The following is a 17,130-nucleotide window of genomic DNA, read 5'->3' as shown; positions in this document are numbered from 1 at the left end:
GTGGGGATTACTTCTTTTCCCAGCCCAGGGTGGTCCAGTCCGGAACCTGCGAGAGGCTCTGGAACAGGGACGGGCCGTAGTTGGCCAGGCCCGTGCGGACGAAGGAGATCTGCGGGCCGTTCATGACCACGCCCATGGAGAAGTACTTCGCCATGTGCTCCTTCTCAACTTCCATTGCCGCCTTGTTGCGCTCGGCGTTGTCCTCGATGGATGCGAGATCGGCGATCTTCTTGTCCAGCTCGGCGTCGCCCAGTTCGTTTTCGTTGGTCTTGGAGTCGTAGTACTGCTTGACGGCGTCCGTTGCGTCAGGACCCACGGTGTAGCCGGAGACGCTCATGTCGAACTCGCGGCCGCCAATGACCTTGCCAAAGTCGGCGGAGGCGCGCTGGTCGATGCCAACGTCCATGCCACCGGCCTGGAGCTGCTTCTGCAGGGTCTGGGTGAAGGCAAGCGTGGTGGGATCGTCGCCGAAGTTGCTGATCTTGAAGGCGGCGGGCTTGCCGTCCTTCTCCATGATGCCGTTGGCGTTGGGGGCGTAGCCTGCGTCGGTGAGCACCTTCTTGGCTGCGTCGGCGCCGGTTTCCTTGACGGGGTAGTTGTCCTGGTAGTACTCGGAGAACGGCAGCACCATCATGGAACCGGAGCTGGGCTCCTCCCAGTTCAGGCCGTTGAAGCGGACCTTGCGCAGTGCTTCGCGGTCGACGGCGGCGAAGACGGCCTTGCGGACGGCAACGTCGGTGATCCGCTGGGCGTTCATGTTCATGCCGCCGGCGAAGAGGCGCTGGCCGCGGCGGATGTCCGCGTCCTTGGTGCCCTCAAGCTGCTTGTACGGCGTGATGGTGTTGGCGGAGACGGCGTCGATTTCGCCGTTCTTGAAAGCGGCAATGGCTGCGCTGCTTTCCAGCTGGCGGAAGGTGACGTTGGCCAGGACCGGCTTGGCGCCCCACCATTTCTCGTTGGGGAGCAGGGTCACGGTCTTGGCCGCGGTGTCGTACTGGTCCAGCTTGAACGGGCCGGCCATCCACTCGGCGTGCATGTCGCCGTTGAAGCCTTCGTTGAAGATTTCCGGGGTATTCACGGCCGGGTGGATCAGGCCGAAGAAGAGCGAATCCACGGGGTAGACAGGCTGGGTCGTCTTGACGATGACTTCCTTGTCGCTGCTGCCGGCCTCGACGGACTCGACGAACTCGTACGCGCCGGAGCTGACGATGTCGTAGCCGGCGTCGGGGCTCTTGAGGATGTTCCAGGTGTTCTGGAACGCCTTGACGTCGATGGGGGTGCCGTCGTTGTAGGTGGCCTTGTCGTTGACCTTGATGGTGATGGTCTGCTTGCCGTCCTTCACCTCGCTGTCCACGGTCTCGCAGAAGTCGGTGTTGGGCGTGACCTTGCCCAGGAAGTCGACCTTCCAGCAGCCGCCGATGCCGCCGCTGTTCATGGCCACCGGGTTCATCGGGATCTGCAGGGCGGAGTTGTCCGCGCTGTTGCCGTTGTTGGAGAAACCGTTGAAGTCCGGGCCGATGTTGCCCAGCGGAAGGGTGACCTTGCCGCCCTGCTCAAGGTCTGCTGCCGGCTTCTCGTTGACGCTGATGAGCTTTGAGAGGTCGCTGCCCGACTCCTGCCCCTTGGCGGTTTCGGGGCCGGTGGACCCGCCGCCGTTGCCGCATGCCGTCAGCGTAAGAGCCGCAGCGATGGCTGCTGCTCCGCCGATCTTCGTCAGATTCCTCATGGTGTTCCCTTCGTTGGTGCGGGTGGTGATGCTGGTGATGGGTCGGAAAAATCTAGGGTGCATTGTGTTCCGCCGAATCGTGGACCACAAGCATTTCCTCGTCCAGTTCCCCGTCGGGGAAGAAGCAGGCGAAGCGCTGGTCGAGGGGTTCCGCGGAGCCGGCTTCCAGGACCTGGACGGCCGACGACGGCCCGGCGGCTTCCAGGGGCGGCTCCAGCGTGAGGCACTTTTCCTGCTTCGCCGCCGGCAACGCGGCAAAAACCGGGCAGCGGGTGGCGAAGTTGCAGCCCTTGGGGGCATCCAGGGGAGAGGGAAGGTCGCCCTTGAGGATGATGCGTTCCCTGGTGCGCTCCAGGTGCGGGTCCGGTACCGGGATGGCGGACAGGAGGGCCCTGGTGTAGGGGTGGCGGGGGTTATCGAACACGCGGTCCACCTCGCCCACTTCCACGATCTTGCCCAGGTACATCACGGCAACCCGGTTGGAGATGTGCCGGACCACCGAGAGGTCGTGGGCTACCAGCAGGTAGCTCAGCCCCAGTTCGGCCCGAAGCTTGTCCAGCAGGTTGATGACGCCGGCCTGGACGGAGACGTCCAGGGCGGAGACCGGTTCGTCCAGGACCACCAGTTTGGGGTTGACTGCCAGGGCCCGGGCGATGCCGATGCGCTGGCGCTGGCCCCCGGAGAACTGGTTGGGGAAGCGGTTCACGTGGTCCGGCTGCAGGCCCACGAGCTTCATCAGCTCCATGATCCGCTTCCGGATGGCGGGCTTGTCCATTCCCGCGTTCTGGAGGGGTTCGGCGAGGACCTCGTAGACGGTGAACCGGGGGTCAAGGGCGCCGGTGGGGTCCTGGAACACCATCTGCAGTTCCCGGCGCATGGCGCTCTTGGTCCGGGCATCAGTGGCTTTTTTGTTGCTGATGCCGCCGATCACCACCTCGCCGTCCTGGTCCTTATGGAACTCCATGATTTCCAGGAGCGTGGTGGTTTTGCCGGAGCCGGACTCCCCCACGATGGAGAAGCATTCGCCCTCGCGGATGTCGAAGCTCAGGCCGTCAACCGCTTTGACGGTGCCGATCCGCTTCTTCAGCAGTGCGCCCTTGGTCAGCGGGAAGTACTTGCGGACATCGTTGAGCTGGAGCACCGTGGCGCGTTCGTTGCGGGGAATCGCGTCGAAACGGGAAACGGGAACGGGCGGGGCGGAGAACACTTCGTGCCCGTCCACGTCCTGGCCAAGGGAGTCCGACTTGATGCAGGCGGCGCTGTGCGGGCCGCTGCCGGCCACGGGCAGCAGCGCCGGTTCGCCCTCGAGGCAGGCGTCGGTGGCCAGCGGGCAGCGGGGCGCGAAGGAGCAGCCGGTGGGGGCGTGGATGAGGTTCGGCGGGATGCCCTCGATGGGGATCAGGGATGATTTCTCCGAGACGTCCACGCGGGGCACGGCCCCCAGCAGGCCCAGGGTGTAGGGCATCCGCGGGTTGTAGTAGATCTCGTCCACCACGCCGGTCTCCACCGGCTTGCCGGCGTACATCACCATGATGTCGTCCGCCATGCCGGCCACCACCCCGAGGTCGTGGGTGATCATCACCACCGCCGCGCCCGTTTCCTCCTGGGCTTTGTGGAGCACTTCGAGGACCTGGGCCTGGATGGTGACGTCCAGGGCGGTAGTGGGTTCGTCGGCGATCAGCACGCGCGGGTTGTTCGCGATCGCGATCGCGATCATGACGCGCTGGCGCATGCCGCCGGAGAACTCGTGCGGGAAGGCCCGCAGCCGGTCCCTGGGGCTGGGGATGCCCACCATGGCCAGGAGCTCGACGGCGCGGGCCTCCTTGGCCTGCTTGCTCATGGCGGGGTTGTGGATGGTCAGCGCCTCGATGATCTGGGCGCCCACCGTGTATACGGGGGTCAGGGAGGAGAGCGGGTCCTGGAACACCATGGCGAGGTCGTTGCCGCGGTATGCGCACATGGCCTTGTCGCTGAGTCCCAGCAGTTCGCTGCCGTGGAGCCGGACGGAACCCGACACCTCGGCGGTGGGCGGCAGGAGGCCCATGATGGCCAGGGACGTGACCGATTTACCCGAACCGGACTCGCCCACAATGCCCAGGGTCTTGCCCGGCAGCAGGTCGAAGTCCACGCCGCGGACCGCATGGACCACACCGTTCTCGGAGTTGAACCGGACATTCAGGTCCCGGACGGACAGGACAGCGTCGGTGGGGGCGTGGAGGCCGGCCACATGCAGGCGCTCCACAGCGGACGGGGTGGGCTCGAAGGCTCCGGTGGTGGTTTCGCTGCTCATGGGGTCTTCATCTCCGCGCGGTTCTTCCTGGCAGTGGTCTTCCGGGCCTTGCCCACGGAACTGGAGCTGGGATCAAACGCGTCCCGCAGCCCGTCGTTCATCATGGCCAGCGACCCGGTGAGGAGGAACATCACTGCCAGGGGCACCCAGAACATCCAGGGGAAGGTCTGGACCTGTGAGGTGGCCGCGCCGATCAGCACACCGAGGCTGACGTCCGGGACCTTGATGCCGATGCCGATGAAGGAGAAGGCCACCTCGGCGAGGATGGCGCCGGTGACGCCGCGGGTGACGTCGAGGACCAGCAGCGAGCCGATGTTCGGCACCAGGTGCCGCCACACGATCCGCCCTGGCGGGACTCCCATGTACTGGGCGGCCTTGACGAAATCGCGCTGCATCAGGGACATGGACAGGGACCGGATGAGCCGGGCCGTTCCCATCCAGCTGAAGATCAGCAGGACGATGATCAGCAGCAGCCACGACGGCAGGTTCTGCTTGAAGTTGGCACCGCCGCCGCTGGTGGCCACGGCCACCACCAGCAGCGCGGGCATCATGATGAGCGCCTCCAGGACAAAGAGCATCACCTTGTCCACCTTGCCGCCAAAGTAGGCCATGGTGCAGCCGTACACGGCGGCGATCAGCACCGAGACCAGGCCAACGATCAAGCCGATCAGGATGGAGATCCGGGTCCCCTCCACGGTCATGGCGTAAAGGTCGATGCCGGCCTGCGAAGTGCCGAGGTAATGCTCCGCAGAAGGCGGCATGCCGATGTTGAAGGGGTCGATGGTCTCCTTGTCCCAGGTGGTGAAGAAGTTGCCCACAAAGGAGAACACCACCAAGGCCAGGAAGATCACCAGCCCGGCCACGGCCGTTTTGTTGCGCATAAAGCGGCGGAAGATGATGGTGGATTTGCCGATGACAACATCGGCGTTTTCCAGGTGTGCTTCCTCGGCAACTGCTGCGGGGTCTACGGCGTTAAGGTTGGTCATGGCTACTGCACCCGCACTCTCGGGTCTACAAGCGTGGTGGCGAAGTCCGCCAGGATGGCGCCCAGGGCGAAGATCACGGAGCCGTACGCAAGGGTGGCGGTGGCCGCGTTGACGTCCTGCAGCGAGATGGCGTCAATGCTCCAGGATCCGACGCCCGGCCAGGCGAAGATCTTTTCGGCGAAGAAGCCGCCGGCGAAGATGGCCGGGATGGTGAAGGCGATGCTTTGGGCCACGGGGATAAAGGACACGCGCAGGGCGTGCCGGCTGATGGCCTGGTTGCGGGTCAGCCCCTTGGCGCGCGCCGTTCGGACAAAGTCGGCGTTGACGTTGTCCAGAAGGTACTGGCGCTGGGCGATCTGGTAGGAGCCCCAGCCCACCAGGGTGATGGCCACCGTTGGTACTGCGTAGTGGCCCACCATGTCCACAAACTGCGCCCACCCGGGCTCCATGCCGGGGGTTGAGATGCCGGTGACGAAGAAGATGCGGTTGCCAACTGTTTCGTTGATGTTGATGGCGCCCAACTGCACCAGGAAGTAGGCGATGGGGGCCGGCACGATGTAGGCCAGGTAGCTGTATGACGTGATGACCCGGTCCTGGAACTTGTACTGGCGGGCGGCGGAGTACACACCCAGCGCGACGCCGATGATCAGGGTCAGCACAATCGAGGCGAGGAAAAGCCGGGTGGAGATCCACACGCGGTCCCCAAATTCGGCGTTGATGAAAGCGCCATTCGGGCTGCGGCCCCAGTCCCAGCGGGTCACGATGCCGGTGAGCCAGTCAACGTACCGCTCCCACGGGTTGAGGTCCGGGTCCAGGCCCTTGAGGCGCATGGAGTTGGCGACCTGCTCCGGGGTGGGGCGGGGGATGCGTTCCTGTTCCAGCAGCGCCGGTTTGAGGGAGCTGACGGCCAGGAAATATCCGGCGGAGGTGGTCAGGAAGATCATGACCAGGTAAGTGAAGCCGCGTTTGGCAAGGTAGCGGAGCATGGGGCGCTACTTCTGTTTCGCCGCCGGCCGTTGGACGGAAGGACACTGCGCGGGTGGCAGCTGGAGTGCCGGGATACGGGGCAAAACAACAATCACGTGCTGGATCCTTCCGTCATCCCCGGATGAGCGGGGGTTTGCTCCGCCTCACCGGGTTCTGTGCCAGCGGGTGGCTGGCGTCCCGCAGCCTTTGGGGCCGGTCCTGGTGGACTATGTTGCGGGTCACATTCCAGAGGAAACTATCACAGCCCGCGGCCCGGATTGCGCCGGGACGGCCCGAAAGCTACTGGCCCGTATCAGATTGTTATGAACATTCCTGTAAAGCTCATGTGACTGGACCGAGGGTCCGGAGCTGACGTAGCCTACGCCCCGCGTACGACGCGTGTGACAAGGTCCTGCCAGGAAGCCATCAGCCGTTCCGGCGCAACGCCGTGGACCCGGACCAGGTTCAGGAGCCGCTCAGGATCCAGGGTGGCAGCAAGGGAGCCGGCCATCAGGCCAGGCTCGGGGGCATAGCCTTCCTGCCGCAGCAGCATCTCAATATGCCGGTTCCACAGGGCTGCGGCGGGAACTTCAAAACGGCCCCGCGACGCCATTTCCGCAGCGAGAACCAGGTCCCCGAAATCCAGTACATACTGGATCCGCCCGATGCCGCAGGCGATCAGCCGCTCAAGGCCGGGCGCGCCCGGACCCAGGGGCGGCGGCCCGAACATAAACCGCGACTGAAAGTCGGTTTCTGAGTCGTTGAGCAGCGTCACCATCAGCCCGGCACGGCTGCCGAACCGCCGGAACACGGTGCCCTTGCCCACGCCGGCGTGCTCCGCCAGCCGGTCCATGGTTAGGCCGGCCACCCCGCCCTCCTCAATGAGTTCGCGGGCAGCCCTTAGGAGGCGCTCCCGGTTCCGGGCGGCGTCACTGCGCTCGGCAGCGGTGACCGGGGCCACTCCCGGCCGCATTGGGATGGAACTCACAGGTTCAGTCTAGTCCCCGGGAATATTAAACGGACTGTGGTCCGTTTACTCTGGATGAAGGCGTTCCGACGCCCCAGCTGTGCTGCGCCGCAACCCCCGCGGCCCGAACCCAAGGAGTCCCCATGTCCAAGAACACCGTCCTGACGCTCGTCGGCAGCCTCCGCGCCGAGTCCACCAACCAGATGCTGGCCGAAGCAATCCAACTCAACGCCCCGGAGCACGTCGCTGTTGTTATCCACGACAGCCTGGGCAACATCCCGTTCTACAACGAGGACATCGATGTAGAAGGTTCCGTTCCAGCCGCCGCCGCCGCGCTGCGTGCCGCTGCCGCAGAAGCCGGCGCCGTGCTGCTGGTGACCCCCGAGTACAACGGCACCATCCCGGCCCCGCTCAAGAACGCCATCGACTGGCTGTCCCGCCCGTTCGGCGCCGGCGCCCTGACCGGCAAACCCACCGCCGTCGTCGGAACCGCTTTTGGCCAGTTCGGCGGGGTTTGGGCCCAGGATGAGGCCCGCAAGGCTGCCGGCATCGCGGGCGCAAACGTCCTGGCGGACGCCAAGCTGGCTGTTCCCGGCTCGCTGGTCCGGTTCGCCGAACTGCACCCCAAGGACGACGCAGAGGTCGTGGAGCAGATCAAGGGCGTCTTCGATGCCCTTGACGCCGCAGTCGCAGCACCTGCCGCCTAGTACCTCGAGGCGGCAGCCCTGCTGTAACCAACTCTTGTCCCAACCGGTACCACCCGGAGATCCCCGGTCCCGCCGCCGGCCGTAACGTTAATCAACCGGAGCCGCCGCGCTGGACGGGCCGGAACGGAAAAGCGGTGCAGGATGCCAGGAACCGGGGGTGCCGGTCAGGGGAGGGGAACGCGGCAGTCGGCCGTCGCGGCCCTGGCGCTCTGCTGCTGGCTGGGCGCTTGCGCCCCGGCGCCGGGGGTTGTGCCTGCCCCCACCAACCCTGATGTTCCGGCCGGCCCGCCGGCGCCCGGGCCGCAGGCTCCGCCCTGGCCGCAGGCCCCAACCACATCCACGGCGGCGGCTGTTCCGTCCGCAGCTTCGGCGACGCCCGGCGCTCCTCCTGCCGCGCCTCCGGTCAGCCCGGCTCCTGCGCCCGGCACTGGCGGGTCCAGTCCCCCACCGGCGGCCACCCCTGGTGCCGCCGCCACCCCCTCCTCGGCGCCCCCTTCGGCCCCCGTCGCTGCACCCGTCCCCGGTCCCATACCGGCCTCCGGCACCAGTGCGCCTTCCGGACTGCGTACCGTCACCACGTACTACGTGCTGCTGGACGACGGCGGCCGGAACGGCGTCCGCTTCGGCTGCAATGACAGCCTGGTGGGCCTTTCCCGGCAGCTGCCGGCCGCCACTGCCGCGGCGCCGCTGCGTGCTGCACTGGGCCCCCTCCTCGGACCAGCGGAATCCACTGATGTTGGGGCAGCGTTGCCTGCGGGCACCTACAACGCCCTGGCAGGTGCCACCCTGACGCTCCTGTCCGGCCGCTTCGACGGAACCACCGTCACGGTGTACCTGGCGGGCGGGCTCAACCCCGGTGGCGTCTGCGACCTGCCCAGGCTGGAAATGCAGCTGACCCAGACAGCCGTGGCCGCCGTGGGTGCCGTCCGGGCCGAGATCTACATCAATGGCGTGCCCTTGGGGCAGGCGCTCCGCCTGGACCAAGGGGACGGAACCGCCGGAACGCCGCCACCGGGTGAATCATGATTCAACAGCTGTTACTTTTCAGGCAACACCCGGTTGTATCCTGAGGATGTGAGCCACGAAACACTTGATACCGCCGCGGGTGCGCTGCCGGCCGAAGCCATTGATGCCATCGAACGGGCCGCGACATCAGCCCACCGCCACCAGGAGCTGTTCTCTGAGCGGGCCGCCCACATCCGGCAGTCAGCAGTCCGGGACGTTTTTGATATCTCGCTCCGCGAGGGCCTGGTCTCGCTGGCGGGGGGCAGCCCCTACCTGCAGTCACTGCCGCTGGACCGGCTGGCCGCCACAGCGGCACGGATCATCGCCGAAGAGGGCCTCACCGCGCTGCAGTATGGTGCAGGCCAGGGCACTGCCGAACTCCGGGCCCAGATCTGCGAAGTCATGGCCGCCGAAGGCATCACCGACGCCCGCCCCGAAAACGTGGTGGTCACCGCCGGCTCCCAGTCGGCGCAGGACGTGGCCACCAAGGTGTTTTGTGACCCGGGGGACGTGGTCCTGGTTGAGGACCCCACCTACGTGGGCGCCCTGAACACCTTCGAGGCCTACCAGGTCCAGGTGGAAACCGTGCCAATGGATGAGCATGGCCTGGTGCCCGATCTCCTGGAGGCGCGCATCGCAGCCCTTCAGCTGGCAGGCAGGACCATCAAGTTCCTGTACACCATCCCCAACTTCAACAACCCGTCGGGCATCACCCTCGCGGCGGAACGCCGCCAGCAGATCGTCGATATATGCCGTAAAGCGAATATTCTGGTCCTGGAGGACAACCCCTACGGGCTGCTGCGGTTTGACGGCCGGCCACTGGCCCCGTTGCGGGCCGCTAACCCGGACGACGTCATCTACATGGGCTCCTTTTCGAAGATCTTCGCCCCCGGCCTCCGGATCGGCTGGGCCCTGGTGCCCGCCCACCTGCAGCGCCGGTACTACCTCGCGGCGGAGTCGGTGACCCTGTGCCCGCCGGCCTTGAACCAGATGCTCGTGTCCGCCTACCTGCGCGACTACGACTGGAAAGGCCAGATCGAGACCTACCGGGGGCTTTATGCCGAACGCTGCCGCGCCATGATCGAAGCCCTCGAGGAGCACTTGCCTGCAGGTGCCACCTGGACCTCGCCCGACGGGGGCTTCTTCGTGTGGGTCACCCTGCCGGCGGGCATAGACACCTACCCGCTGCTTTACAAAGCCATTGAGGCCGGTGTGGTGTTTATTCCGGGGGCCGCGTTCACGCCCTCGGATGAACCGTCCAACAAACTTCGCCTCGCATTCAGCGCCGTTCCCCCCGATGCCATTGCCGAAGGAGTACGCCGGCTGGCGCCGGTCCTTCAGGAAGCCATCGCGGCGCTGTAGCGTAGGCAGCACAAACCTGACACACCAAGCGAAGGAGCAAGGCGCATGAGCGGAATCATCGTTGTAGGGGTCGACGGCAGCGACACGGCCAAGCGGGCCGCAGAGTCCGCACGGGACCTGGCAGCCGCCCTGGGAGCCTCGCTGCACGTGGTGTCGGCTTTCGACAGCGACCGGACAGAGGTTTTCGGCAGCGGCAGCGACCAGTGGATCGTTTCCGACGCGGACGCCGCCGAACACGTGGCGCGGACCGTTGCGGACTCCCTGGGCAGCAGTGTCGCCGTGACCTACTCCGCAGCCCGGGGCAGGCCGGCAGATGCCCTTATTAAGGAAGCTGTGCGGCGGGAAGCACGCATCATCGTGGTGGGAAACCGGCGGATGCAGGGGATCGGCCGGGTGCTGGGCAGTGTGGCCAACAGCGTGGCCCACAACGCGCCGTGCGATGTGTACATCGCGAACACCTACGACGCCGACTAGCAGCATCCGCGGACGCTCCCCGCTGTGGCCATTGTCGCGGCGGGGGGTGTCCGTTCTCACGCCCGGATCGGGGTTTCCGCCCGGAGCGAACGATAAAATTGAAGCAGCCCCAATGGTGCGGACCAGACCACCAGCACCCGAAGGGGCATCCTTGATCACTCTCCAGCGCCGCCAGCTTGTAGGCCACGACATCCTCCTGGCCCGCCACGGCAACCACATCTGCTCCATGCGGGTGGACCGGAGCAACGGCACCGTGGTGGCGCTGCTCGACGACGGCAGCGTGGACACTGCCCCCAACACCATCTCGCCCGGCTTGCGGCTCCCCGAAACGGTGGGCAGCACCCTGCGGGACGACTGGAAGTTCCTGGCGGCCTGGGGTGCGGCAACTGCCGTCCTGGGAACGGTAATGACCATGGCGGCGGTGGCTATCGGCGCCACGCTGGATCCTTCGACGCTGGAGATGCTGGCCGCTTACCCGGCGTACTGATCCCGGCCGGGGCTGGCTAGCCCACCAACCAGCCCTGCAGGAGCCACCAGATCCCGGCCATCACCACACCGCCGAACAAGGTGCCCGCCACTACCTGCGCCAGGGTATGTGCCCGCAGGACCACCCGGGACCACCCCACGGCCGGGACCAGCAGCACGAGCGGCAGCCATGCCGGTCCCAGCATCAGCACGGCGATGACCGTGGACGAGGAAATTGCCGCCGCGTGGCCGCTGATTTTCCAGAAGGGGCTCACTGCCGCCAGGACCACCACGCCGCCCACCACGGCCAGGACCATGGCGGTGACACTGGGCGGAGCCCTGGTTGCGGCCAGCACCAACAGCCCCACCCCAATGGAGACCAGGGTCAGGACCAGCACGGGGGCGCGTTGCTTGCGGTTGCTGATGTGGTGGTCGCTGACACGTCCCAGCCGGACCAGGATGAGCAGCAGGCCCAGCGGAAGCAGGCAGACAAACACGGCCGCCAGCGCCCCGTAGCCCAGTGTTCCAGGCAAGCCCGGGGTGGTCAGCGGGCTCAGCAGAAGCTGTGCACTGACCACCACCGGCGGCTGGAGGATTTCGGTGATCCAGCGGGCAGCCCTGTTTTTTGCCCTGATGATTCCGGCGGCCGGCACCGCAGCTTCAGTCAAGGAGCAGCGCCGGCTCCTCCAGAATGGCGGCTACGTCCGCCATGAACCGGGCGGACAGGTCGCCGTCCACAACGCGGTGGTCGAAGGAACCACCCAGCGTGGTGATCCACCGGGGGATGACCTCGCCGTCCAGGACCCAGGGCTTCTGCTTGATGGTGCCGAAGGCTACGATCGCCACTTCGCCCGGGTTGATGATGGGAGTCCCCGTGTCGATGCCGAGGGCGCCGATGTTGGTCACTGTCAGGGTGCCGCCCTGCATTTCTGCGGGTTGGGTCTTGCCGGCCCGGGCGGTGGTGGCAAGGTTGTTCAACGCCAGCGCCAGTTCCTTCAGGGAAAGGTCCTGGGCGTTTTTGATGTTGGGCACCATCAGCCCGCGCGGGGTGGCGGCGGCGATTCCCAGGTTCATGTAGTGCTTGATCTGGATTTCGGCGGTGTCTGCCGCGCCGTTGTCCACCCAGGTGGCGTTGACGCTGGGGTTCCTGGCGGCGGCCCAGATGACAGCCTTGGCAAGGATCAGGAGCGGAGAAACCCTGACGCCCTCGAAGTCCCTGGATGCCTTGAGCCGCTTGACGAACTCCATGGTCCGGCTGGCGTCCACATCCACGAAGATACTCACGTGCGGGGCCGAGAACGCCGACTCCACCATGGCCCGGGCCGTGGCCTTGCGGACACCCTTGACGGGGATGGTTTCCACACGCTGGTCCTGCGGCTTGCCGGCCTTGCCCCAGAAGCCGTCTGCCTTGTCCAGCTCGGCATCGCGCTGCGACTGGTAGCTCACCAGGTCCTCCCTGGTGACCTCACCACGCAGCCCGGTGGCCACAACGTCCGCGAGGTCAATACCGAGGTCGCGGGCGATCTTGCGAACCGGGGGCTTGGCGAGGACACGGTTGACCAGGCCGGTGATGGTGCCACCAAGGGTGGGCCTGGTGTCCTCGGCTCCAGCGGGGGCGGCAGGCACCGCCACCGGGCCGGCCGCGGGCACGCTGGCCGGCGCCGGCGCAGTGGCGGGCGCGGGCGGGGCAGCGGGGCGTGCGGCCTGCGCAGGCGCCGCCGCTGTCTTGCGGGGGCGGCGCTTCACGGCGTCGGCCTTGGGGCCCGAACCCACCAGCGGACCGCCGGCCGGCCGCGCTCCCGGTGTTCCGGCGTCGTCCGCTGCTGCCGCGTCATCGCCGGCGTCCGCGGGCAAGGTGCCGTACATCAATTGGGCAGGAGCCTCGGGCGCACGGACATCGGCGGGGGTGGGGTCGCCTGCAACGTCATCGCTCACACTGATGATGGCGGTGCCAACATCGATGGTGACGCCTTCGGGCACCAGCAGTTCCCTGACGGTCCCGGCGAACGGGGACGGCAGCTCCACGATCGACTTGGCGGTTTCGATCTCGCAGATGACGTCGTTGACGGCCACGGTGTCGCCGGGCTTGACCTTCCAGGCGACGATTTCCGCCTCCGTGAGCCCCTCGCCGACGTCGGGCAGGTTGAACTTGTTTAAAGTCATGATGTCCTCAGTAGGAGAGGGCGCGGTCCAGCGCCTCCAGGATGCGGTCGATGTCCGGCAGGTAGTCTTCCTCCACCTTGGCCACCGGGTAAGGCATGTGGAAGCCGCCCACCCTGATGACCGGGGCTTCCAGCGAATGGAAGGCCCGTTCACTGATGCGGGCCGCGATTTCGCCGCCGATCCCGCCGAAGGTAGGTGCCTCGTGGGCCACAATGAGCCGGCCGGTCTTTTTGACCGATGCGGTGACAGTGTCGAAGTCGATCGGGGAGATGGAGCGGAGGTCGATCACTTCGACGCTGTGGCCGTCCTCTGCCGCCGCGTTGGCCGCTGCGAGTGCCACCGGGACCAGCGGGCCATACACCACCACCGTGGCGTCCGTACCCTCGCGGAGCACGTGCGCCTTGAACGGATCAGCGGAGGCGCCGGGAGACGTGGTGTCCACCTCACCCTTGAGCCAGTAGCGGCGCTTCGGTTCGAAGACAATCACCGGGTCCTGGCAGTCCACTGCCTGCTGGATCATCCAGTAGGCGTCGTGCGGGTTGGACGGGGTGATGATCCGCAGGCCGGCCGTGTGGGCAAACAACGCTTCCGGCGACTCTGAATGGTGCTCGATGGAGCCGATGCCACCGCCGTAGGGGATGCGGATCACCACGGGGACCGTTAGGTTCCCGTTGCTGCGCGAGTGCATCTTGGCCAGCTGCGTGGTGATCTGGTTGAAGCCGGGGAACACAAAGCCGTCAAACTGGATTTCGCAGACGGGCCGGTACCCGCTCAAGGCCAGCCCGATGGCGGTGCCGATGATGCCGGATTCCGCCAGGGGTGTGTCGACGACCCGGTCCGGGCCGAACTCGCCGATCAGGCCGTCAGTGACCCGGTAGACACCGCCCAGGGGCCCGATATCCTCGCCCATCAGCAGAGATTTGGGGTTCGCACCCAAAGTGGCGCGGAGGCCTTCGTTGATGGCCTTGGCGATGGTCATGGTGGTCATCAGTGGCCTGCCTTTGCTGCTGCCGGGCTGCCGGATTCGTCCGGGCCCGCGAACCCTGCACTGTATTCCTCGAACCAGGCCAGCTCCTCGGCCACCAGCGGGTGCGCCTCGACATAAGTGTTGGCGAAGGCGGTTCGGATGTCCGGCGTTTCCAGGTCGTGGGTGGTGCGCCGGACGTAGGCGGCGAGGTCGTCGCCGTCGGCCTTGACCTTGGCGAAGAAGTCGTCGTCCGCCATGCCCTCGGCGCGCAGGTGGATTTCCAGGCGGGCCAGGGGATCCTTGGCGCGCCAGGCGTCCTCCTCCGACGACGGCCGGTACTTTGTGGGGTCATCGGCGGTGGTGTGGGCGCCAACACGGTAGGTGAACGCTTCGATCAGGACGGGTCCGTGGCCCTGGCGGGCGTGTTCGAGCGCCCATTCCGTCACGGCGTGCACGGCGATGACATCGTTCCCGTCCACCCGGATGCCCGGGAATCCGTAGCCCTTGGCGCGGTTTGAGAGCGGCACCCGGGTCTGGACGTTGCTGGGCACGGAGATGGCCCAGTGGTTGTTCTGGCAGAAGAACACCACGGGGGCGTTGTACGAGGAGGCGAAGACCATCGATTCGTGCACATCGCCCTCGGAGCTGGCGCCGTCCCCGAAGTAGGCCATCACAGCCGCCTTGGGCAGCGCAGCCGCGTTCCCGGCGGCTGCCGCAAGCTTCTGGTCCCGCTGGATGCCCATGGCGTACCCCACGGCGTGCGGGGTCTGCGCCGCCAGGACCAGGGTGTAGAGGTGGAAGTTGGTGTCCTTGGGGTTCCAGCCGCCATTGGAGACGCCGCGGAACTGGCGCAGGAGCTCAGCCAGATCAACGTTACGGGTCAGTGCCACACCGTGTTCACGGTAGGTGGGGAAGATGTAATCCTGGGGCTGGCTGGCCCGGCCCGAGCCGATCTGCGCAGCTTCCTGGCCGGTGAGTGGCACCCACAGGGCCAGCTGGCCCTGCCGCTGCAGGGCGGTGGCCTCGACATCAAAGCGCCGAATGGCCGCCATGTCGGCGTACAGGCCGCGGAGCACGTCCGGCGTCAGTTTTGCCGCGTACTTGCTGAACACCGGGTCCGACCCGAGCGTTCCGTCGGGGCCCAGCAGCTGGACCATGTGCGCGGGGGGTGCACCCAGCACGGCTTCCGCATCAGCTTCGCGCTGATCGTCAACAGCTGTTCCGTCGAACTCGGTGGAAGGCAGATGTGTGCCCATACCGTCTCCTTGCTTGCCGCATCCAGGTTGGATGCAATGTCGCTGGGATATATGCCTTCACAGGAATACATTCCCGGTACGGCATATACATTGGCTTACTGATCCTAACTTTATCTTCAGTAGGTAGCGCCGCGGCCACTTGTTAAGCGCTAGGAACCCCGGGGCGCCTTTGTATAGTCCGCACAGAGCTGCAGGAAGCGGGTGTTGGCCTCGGCTTCACCGATGCTCACCCGGACACCCTCATCCGGAAACAACCGGACCGACAGTGCCCTTGCCGCCGCTTCCGCGGCGAAACCGGCACTGTCGGATCCCAAGGCCAGCCAGACGAAGTTGCCCTGGGCTTCCGGGACAGCCCAGTCCAGGTGCCGCAGCCCCGCAACCACACGGTCGCGTTCGTCCACCAGGGTTTGTACCCTTCCTACAACTTCGGGGAAATTCTGCAGTGAAACGACGGCTGCCTTTTCGGCGATCTGCGACACGGCAAACGGCGTGGCAGCCGCCCGGAGGTACTGCGTGATGCCGGGATTACTGACGCTGTAGCCCACCCTGAGTCCGGCCAGTCCATGGGCCTTCGAGAAGGTCCGCAGCACCACTACATTGGGATAGCCGCGGTAGAGGTCGATGCCGTCCACGGCCCCGTCCGACCGCACGAACTCCTGGTAGGCCTCATCGATGACCACCACCACGTCCGCAGGCACGGCACGGATGAATGACTCGGTTTCGGCTGCCTGGAGCGCCGGTCCTGTGGGGTTGTTGGGCGTGCAGAGCAGAATGACGCGGGTCCGGGCAGAAACGGCGGCCGCCATGGCCGCGAGGTCGTGCCGGCCGTCCGGGGTGACAGGGATGCGGACGCTTTCAGCACCGGCCAAACCAACACTGATGGGATAGGCCTCGAAGGAACGCCAGGCGTAGATCACTTCATCCGGCTTGCCGTCTTCGTTCCGGCCGGCAAAGGCGGCCAGGATCTGGTTCAGCGCTCCGAGGCTGCCTGCCCCGGTCACGATGTCGTCCGATGGGACGTCCAGGAAATCCGCGAGCTCCGAGCGCAGCCGGCTGCTCAGCGGATCAGGGTAACGGTTGACGTCCGATTGCTCCGCGATGGCCGCCAGGACGGCGGGCAACGGCGGCAACGGGTTCTCGTTCGACGAGAGTTTGTAGCTGTCCAGTCCTTCGACAACGGCCGGCGGTTTGCCGGCGGCGTAGCGGGGCAACCCGGCCACCACCGGACGCGGCGGGATAGCGCCGCCCAGGGACTCTGCTGAGGTCATGCCCTCCAGCCTACTTCTCCCACCGCCCCGGCCTGGGGCAATTGCTGCCCGGTCCAGCCCGTTTCCGTGCGGTGTGGAACCATGGAGGGCATGGGTTCCTTTCTCCTGCGGGTCATCGTCAACGCTGCGGCAATCTGGGTGGCCGGCTGGGTCCTTCCCGGCCTGGAGATCTCCAGCGGCGCGGCATCGGACGTCGTGGCAAAAACCGGCGTCACTGAAAACACCGACACCATCGGCATTGTCCTTGCCTATCTGTTCATCGGCGCCATCTTCGGGGTGGTCAACGCCTTTGTCCGGCCCTTGGTCCGCGTCCTGGCGCTCCCAATCACCATCCTGACCCTTGGCCTGTTCACCGTGGTGATCAACGCCGGCATGCTTTTCCTGACAGCCTGGATCAGCAGTTACACCCCGGTGCATTTCACCATTGACTCGTTTTTCTGGACGGCAGTCCTGGCAGCCATCATCATCTCGCTGGTCTCCCTTGTGGCGGGCATCCTGCCGGGCCTCAACCGGCGGTAAGATCCGGCC

The 17,130-nt window shown here is 66.2% G+C and carries 17 protein-coding genes; 6 read left to right on the top strand and 11 right to left on the bottom strand.

Annotated elements, in window-relative coordinates; translation table 11 throughout:
* Positions 1–7: 7 nt before the first annotated feature.
* The 5 genes from QRN07_RS14120 to QRN07_RS14100 form a co-directional block, all read right to left on the bottom strand.
* Entirely contained in the window at positions 8–1,726 is a 1,719-nt protein-coding gene (locus QRN07_RS14120; protein WP_050683635.1) for an ABC transporter family substrate-binding protein, read from the bottom strand.
* 52 nt (positions 1,727–1,778) lie between these two features.
* Positions 1,779–4,016 carry an ABC transporter ATP-binding protein gene (locus QRN07_RS14115; RefSeq protein WP_285241339.1) on the bottom strand — a complete coding sequence of 746 codons (2,238 nt, stop codon included), beginning with the start codon at positions 4,014–4,016 and terminating at the stop codon, positions 1,779–1,781.
* A complete protein-coding gene (locus QRN07_RS14110; protein ID WP_050683607.1) occupies positions 4,013–5,002 on the bottom strand; it encodes an ABC transporter permease in 990 nt (329 codons plus the stop codon). The genes QRN07_RS14115 and QRN07_RS14110 overlap by 4 nt, the downstream gene beginning before the upstream one ends.
* A gap of 2 nt (positions 5,003–5,004) precedes the next feature.
* Positions 5,005–5,988, bottom strand: coding sequence for an ABC transporter permease (locus QRN07_RS14105; protein WP_050683608.1), 984 nt, complete (start codon positions 5,986–5,988; stop codon positions 5,005–5,007).
* 359 nt (positions 5,989–6,347) lie between these two features.
* Positions 6,348–6,956: a TetR/AcrR family transcriptional regulator gene (locus QRN07_RS14100; protein WP_231685970.1), complete on the bottom strand. Its 609-nt coding sequence runs from the start codon at positions 6,954–6,956 to the stop codon at positions 6,348–6,350.
* A 122-nt stretch (positions 6,957–7,078) separates the two neighbouring features.
* Between QRN07_RS14100 and QRN07_RS14095 the strand changes: the two genes are divergently transcribed.
* Positions 7,079–7,642, top strand: coding sequence for an NAD(P)H-dependent oxidoreductase (locus QRN07_RS14095; protein WP_050683610.1), 564 nt, complete (start codon positions 7,079–7,081; stop codon positions 7,640–7,642).
* A gap of 164 nt (positions 7,643–7,806) precedes the next feature.
* Here the strand turns inward: QRN07_RS14095 and QRN07_RS14090 are convergent, their stop codons facing one another.
* Positions 7,807–8,217 carry a BatC protein gene (locus QRN07_RS14090; protein WP_197273487.1) on the bottom strand — a complete coding sequence of 137 codons (411 nt, stop codon included), beginning with the start codon at positions 8,215–8,217 and terminating at the stop codon, positions 7,807–7,809.
* Between the two features lie 10 nt (positions 8,218–8,227).
* Here QRN07_RS14090 and QRN07_RS14085 point away from each other — a divergent pair, with 10 nt between their 5' ends.
* The 4 genes from QRN07_RS14085 (at position 8,228) to QRN07_RS14070 (ending at position 10,970) form a co-directional block, all read left to right on the top strand.
* Entirely contained in the window at positions 8,228–8,668 is a 441-nt protein-coding gene (locus tag QRN07_RS14085) for a hypothetical protein (RefSeq protein ID WP_231685971.1), read from the top strand.
* A gap of 48 nt (positions 8,669–8,716) precedes the next feature.
* Positions 8,717–10,009: an aminotransferase-like domain-containing protein gene (locus QRN07_RS14080; protein ID WP_050683611.1), complete on the top strand. Its 1,293-nt coding sequence runs from the start codon at positions 8,717–8,719 to the stop codon at positions 10,007–10,009.
* Between the two features lie 45 nt (positions 10,010–10,054).
* Positions 10,055–10,483, top strand: a complete 429-nt coding sequence (locus tag QRN07_RS14075) for a universal stress protein (protein ID WP_050683612.1) — start codon at positions 10,055–10,057, stop codon at positions 10,481–10,483.
* Between the two features lie 151 nt (positions 10,484–10,634).
* Positions 10,635–10,970 (top strand): hypothetical protein, encoded by a 336-nt coding sequence (locus tag QRN07_RS14070; protein WP_285241338.1) that lies wholly within the window; start codon positions 10,635–10,637, stop codon positions 10,968–10,970.
* Positions 10,971–10,986: 16 nt separating this feature from the next.
* Here QRN07_RS14070 and QRN07_RS14065 read toward each other — a convergent pair whose 3' ends face one another.
* From QRN07_RS14065 to QRN07_RS14045, 5 genes are all read right to left on the bottom strand, one after another.
* On the bottom strand, positions 10,987–11,616 hold the full coding sequence (locus QRN07_RS14065; protein WP_231685972.1) for a phosphatase PAP2 family protein: 630 nt from the start codon (positions 11,614–11,616) through the stop codon (positions 10,987–10,989).
* Positions 11,609–13,111: a dihydrolipoamide acetyltransferase family protein gene (locus tag QRN07_RS14060; protein WP_285241337.1), complete on the bottom strand. Its 1,503-nt coding sequence runs from the start codon at positions 13,109–13,111 to the stop codon at positions 11,609–11,611. Before QRN07_RS14060 ends, QRN07_RS14065 begins: the two co-directional genes overlap by 8 nt.
* Positions 13,112–13,118: 7 nt before the next feature.
* Entirely contained in the window at positions 13,119–14,099 is a 981-nt protein-coding gene (locus tag QRN07_RS14055) for an alpha-ketoacid dehydrogenase subunit beta (protein ID WP_050683614.1), read from the bottom strand.
* Positions 14,099–15,334, bottom strand: a complete 1,236-nt coding sequence (locus tag QRN07_RS14050; protein ID WP_050683615.1) for a thiamine pyrophosphate-dependent dehydrogenase E1 component subunit alpha — start codon at positions 15,332–15,334, stop codon at positions 14,099–14,101. Before QRN07_RS14050 ends, QRN07_RS14055 begins: the two co-directional genes overlap by 1 nt.
* Positions 15,335–15,483: 149 nt before the next feature.
* Positions 15,484–16,602: a histidinol-phosphate transaminase gene (locus QRN07_RS14045; RefSeq protein ID WP_082484234.1), complete on the bottom strand. Its 1,119-nt coding sequence runs from the start codon at positions 16,600–16,602 to the stop codon at positions 15,484–15,486.
* Between the two features lie 90 nt (positions 16,603–16,692).
* Between QRN07_RS14045 and QRN07_RS14040 the strand changes: the two genes are divergently transcribed.
* Positions 16,693–17,121, top strand: coding sequence for a phage holin family protein (locus tag QRN07_RS14040; RefSeq protein ID WP_050683640.1), 429 nt, complete (start codon positions 16,693–16,695; stop codon positions 17,119–17,121).
* Positions 17,122–17,130: the final 9 nt, after the last annotated feature.

The organism is Pseudarthrobacter sp. MEB009 (genome assembly GCF_030208875.1).
Lineage (GTDB): Bacteria > Actinomycetota > Actinomycetes > Actinomycetales > Micrococcaceae > Arthrobacter.
This window is presented reverse-complemented; position numbering and strand designations above follow the sequence as displayed.

Excerpts from the sequence above, each read along its gene's own strand:
- QRN07_RS14120 (WP_050683635.1), bottom strand. The coding sequence starts at position 1,726 with ATGAGGAATCTGACGAAGATCGGCGGAGCAGCAGCCATCGCTGCGGCT.
- QRN07_RS14115 (WP_285241339.1), bottom strand. The coding sequence starts at position 4,016 with ATGAGCAGCGAAACCACCACCGGAGCCTTCGAGCCCACCCCGTCCGCT.
- QRN07_RS14110 (WP_050683607.1), bottom strand. The coding sequence starts at position 5,002 with ATGACCAACCTTAACGCCGTAGACCCCGCAGCAGTTGCCGAGGAAGCA.
- QRN07_RS14105 (WP_050683608.1), bottom strand. The coding sequence starts at position 5,988 with ATGCTCCGCTACCTTGCCAAACGCGGCTTCACTTACCTGGTCATGATC.
- QRN07_RS14095 (WP_050683610.1), top strand. The coding sequence starts at position 7,079 with ATGTCCAAGAACACCGTCCTGACGCTCGTCGGCAGCCTCCGCGCCGAG.
- QRN07_RS14075 (WP_050683612.1), top strand. The coding sequence starts at position 10,055 with ATGAGCGGAATCATCGTTGTAGGGGTCGACGGCAGCGACACGGCCAAG.
- QRN07_RS14060 (WP_285241337.1), bottom strand. The coding sequence starts at position 13,111 with ATGACTTTAAACAAGTTCAACCTGCCCGACGTCGGCGAGGGGCTCACG.
- QRN07_RS14055 (WP_050683614.1), bottom strand. The coding sequence starts at position 14,099 with ATGACCACCATGACCATCGCCAAGGCCATCAACGAAGGCCTCCGCGCC.
- QRN07_RS14050 (WP_050683615.1), bottom strand. The coding sequence starts at position 15,334 with ATGGGCACACATCTGCCTTCCACCGAGTTCGACGGAACAGCTGTTGAC.
- QRN07_RS14045 (WP_082484234.1), bottom strand. The coding sequence starts at position 16,602 with ATGACCTCAGCAGAGTCCCTGGGCGGCGCTATCCCGCCGCGTCCGGTG.
- QRN07_RS14040 (WP_050683640.1), top strand. The coding sequence starts at position 16,693 with ATGGGTTCCTTTCTCCTGCGGGTCATCGTCAACGCTGCGGCAATCTGG.